We start from the raw sequence: 3,249 nt of genomic DNA on the forward strand, positions 1-3,249 counted from the left end.
CCCAAGGCCACCCCTTGGATCCCCTTAGCGCCGAGGAAATGCGGCAAGTGGTGCAGATCCTGCGCCGGCAACGGCCCCTCAGTTCTCAGTGGCGCTTTGTAACCATCCAGCTACACGAGCCGGATCGGCCTTGGATGGAAACTTGGCAGCCGGGGCAGCCGTGGGATCGGCAGGCTTTCGTGGTGCTGTTGGATCCCGCCGCTGGCAACACCTACGAAGCCGTGGTCTCTCTGTCAACACAGCAGGTGCGCTCTTGGCAGCTCATTGCGGGCGTGCAGCCCCCTCTGCTCGACGATGAGGTGTACGCCTGCGACCGCCTGCTCAAGGAGGATCCCCAATTTTTGGCGGCTCTGCAGCGGCGGGGGATTGCCGATGTGGATTTGGTGATGGTGGACTACTGGACGGTGGGCTACTTCGGGATCCCGGAAGAAGAAGGGCGGCGGCTGGTGCGAGGCTTTTGTTTCCTACGTACTTCCCCTTGCGACAACGGCTATGCCCGCCCCATCGAGGGGCTCTACCCCTGGATTGACCTCAACCGCATGCAAGTTGTCAAGGTGGAGGATCGGGGTCTGTGGCCCTTGCCGCCGGAGTCCGGTAACTTCGACGAGCTGTTTTTCAAAGATTTTCGCCAAGACTTGAAGCCGCTAGAAATCACTCAGCCCCAAGGGGTGAGCTTCCAGGTGGACGGCCACCACATCCGCTGGCAGAAGTGGGATCTGCGCATCAGCTTTAACCCGCGAGAGGGGCTCGTCCTCCACCAGGTGAGCTACGAGGATCAAGGCCGCCTTCGCCCCATTCTCTATCGGGCTTCGGTAGCCGAGATGGTGGTGCCCTACGGGGATCCGCGGGATCCCCACTGTCGCAAAAATGCCTTTGATGTGGGGGAATACGGCATTGGCATGCAGGCCAATTCCCTGCAGCTGGGCTGCGACTGTCTGGGGGAAATCTACTACTTCGATGCCTGGCTGCCCACCAACAGCGGTGAGCCCATGCTTTTGAAAAATGCCGTCTGCATGCACGAGGAGGATTTTGGCATCCTTTGGAAGCACACCGACTGGCGCACGGAACGGGCGCAGGTGCGGCGCTCGCGGCGGTTGGTGCTTTCCTTTTTCACCACCATTGGCAACTACGACTACGGCTTTTTCTGGTACTTCTACCAGGATGGCACGCTGGAGTTTGAAGCCAAGCTCACCGGCATCATCAACACTTGCGCCACGTTGCCGGGGGAAGAGCCGGAGTTTGGCGTCTTGGTGGCACCCCAATTGTCTGGCCTCAACCACCAGCACTTTTTCACTGTCCGCCTCGATATGGCGGTGGATGGGCCGTGCAACTCCCTCTATGAAGTGCATGCAGAACCTCTGCCTCTGGGGCCGGATAACCCTCACGGCAACGCCTTTCGCGCCCGCTCCACCCTGCTCAAAACCGAGCAGGAGGCTAAGCAAACGGTGGATCCCTTGCGGGGCCGCTATTGGAAGATTGTCAACCCCAATCGCCACAACCGCCTGGGACAGCCGGTGGCCTACAAACTGATGCCGGGGGAAAACGTCCAGCTTTTGGCCCACCCCAACTCTTGGCTGTACCGACGGGCAGGATACCTGGCCCACCACCTCTGGGCCACGCCCTACCATCCCGGCGAGAAGTTCCCAGCAGGGGACTACCCCAACCAACACCCCGGTGGCGAAGGGCTGGTGCAATGGACGCAAGCGAACCGCTCCCTGGAAAACACCCGCCTGGTGCTCTGGTATAGCTTTGGCTGCAATCACTTCCCCCGCACCGAGGACTGGCCGGTGATGCCGGTTAGCTACATCGGCTTTATGCTCAAGCCCCTGGGCTTCTTTGAGTGCAACCCAGCTCTGGATGTGCCTCCTCCCCCGCCGAAGACCAAAGGCTGCTGCAGCTTTATTGACTACCCCCCTGCCTAGAGGGCGAGGATTCTTTCAAGTGCGAACAGCTTGGGCGCGACAGGAGTGAGAGGGGAGGCACTCTTCGCCCACGGGGCTTGAGACCTGGTTTCTGGGTCACCGTAGCAGGTGCCTTCCATTGCTCAGCCCCGGTCTTTGGTGCTGGGCAAAAGCTCTGCTCAGATCTGCTCAGATTGAGAGTTCACAAGCTGCTGCGAATCACAAACGAGTAGTTGCTGCCCGGTTCCAGCAGATAGTCGGATTTTTCCAGAAAGCGGCTCAAGGGCTCGCAAATCAAAGCTCGCCCCACAGAAGGCTCCACTCTGAGTTCCCCGGCCCGAAAGCACCAGCAAAAGCGCCAAACCCAACCATTGGCATTGACTTCCCCCTCAATGGCACCCTCTTGCCAAGAGCGGCGGGTAATTTGGATGTGGGCAGTGGTCTGAGGCAGTCGGCTCATCCGGCATCTCCCGACGGGATCCCTTGTAGGGTAGCGCGTGGCTCCCTCGCTGCCGCCAGCAGATCCAGCATGGGGAGTGAGGTATCAGAAGCTCAACCCATTGAGTGAAAGGGATCCCGTACACAGGGTCAGTTCTTTCGATCTTCTGAGAGCGGCTGCAACAAACCCCCCAGGGTAGGGGGGCTGTTTCCTGGGCTCCTGCTGTAGGAAAAGCTGGCCAGAAGCTAGCGAGCGGCAGTTGCAAGGGTCTTCGAGGATTTTTTCTCTGGCTTTTCAGCCGCAACCTCTGCTAACAAAGCTCGCAGGCTGGGAAAAAGGAAGTGGTTCTCCTCGACATATTGCGCGCCGAACAACCCCTTCTCCGCCCAAAAAAACCGATCAACTGTATGTTCATTTCGTCGCACCAAAATCAGCGCGGGGGGCTGAATAGACTTCTCCTGAATATATTTTCGAGCAGCGGTTACAGACTTCTCTTCACCACTGTCCAAATTAAATTGAGGAATGTGATCTAAAATTTTGCGCCCTTCCAGACGACGGCGGCTCTTACGCTTTCTTCTCCTAACCAATGTAAGCCTCCTGTAGAAGGATGACCGAACAACCGCAACCGCAAAGAATATATCAGCGCTGCTTAAGAAAAGCAATAACTTTTACCCATTTTTGTTATCATCTTTTACAAAGGCAATAAAGACAGCAGTCGCCCTCAAAGCCGTTGAAGGGTTACTTATGGACGCGCCCAAAAAATCTAATCGGGAACCTTTCTCCGAACAAAAAATCCTCCAACAATCGCCTGCAAAGAGAGCTGGCGATTGGGCGTTTGCTAGGTTGACTGCTGATATTGATAGGGGATCCACGGGCTCTGACACCTGCGAAGAAAGTCAGATGCCGATG

The 3,249-nt window shown here is 57.4% G+C and carries 3 protein-coding genes; 1 reads left to right on the forward strand and 2 read right to left on the reverse strand.

Going from position 1 to position 3,249, the window contains the following annotated elements; translation table 11 throughout:
• Positions 1 to 1,922, forward strand: a 1,922-nt coding sequence (locus NW834_RS13170; RefSeq protein ID WP_414426343.1) for a primary-amine oxidase, incomplete at its 5' end; no start/stop codon positions are given.
• Positions 1,923 to 2,103: 181 nt separating this feature from the next.
• On the opposite strand, the gene NW834_RS13175 is transcribed toward NW834_RS13170, so the two are convergent.
• Positions 2,104 to 2,361: a DUF3146 family protein gene (locus NW834_RS13175; protein WP_414341649.1), complete on the reverse strand. Its 258-nt coding sequence runs from the start codon at positions 2,359 to 2,361 to the stop codon at positions 2,104 to 2,106.
• Between the two features lie 224 nt (positions 2,362 to 2,585).
• Positions 2,586 to 2,927: a DUF3155 domain-containing protein gene (locus NW834_RS13180; RefSeq protein WP_049749658.1), complete on the reverse strand. Its 342-nt coding sequence runs from the start codon at positions 2,925 to 2,927 to the stop codon at positions 2,586 to 2,588.
• Positions 2,928 to 3,249: the final 322 nt, after the last annotated feature.

Source organism: Synechococcus sp. R60.1, from assembly GCF_047461835.1.
Classification (GTDB): domain Bacteria; phylum Cyanobacteriota; class Cyanobacteriia; order Thermostichales; family Thermostichaceae; genus Thermostichus.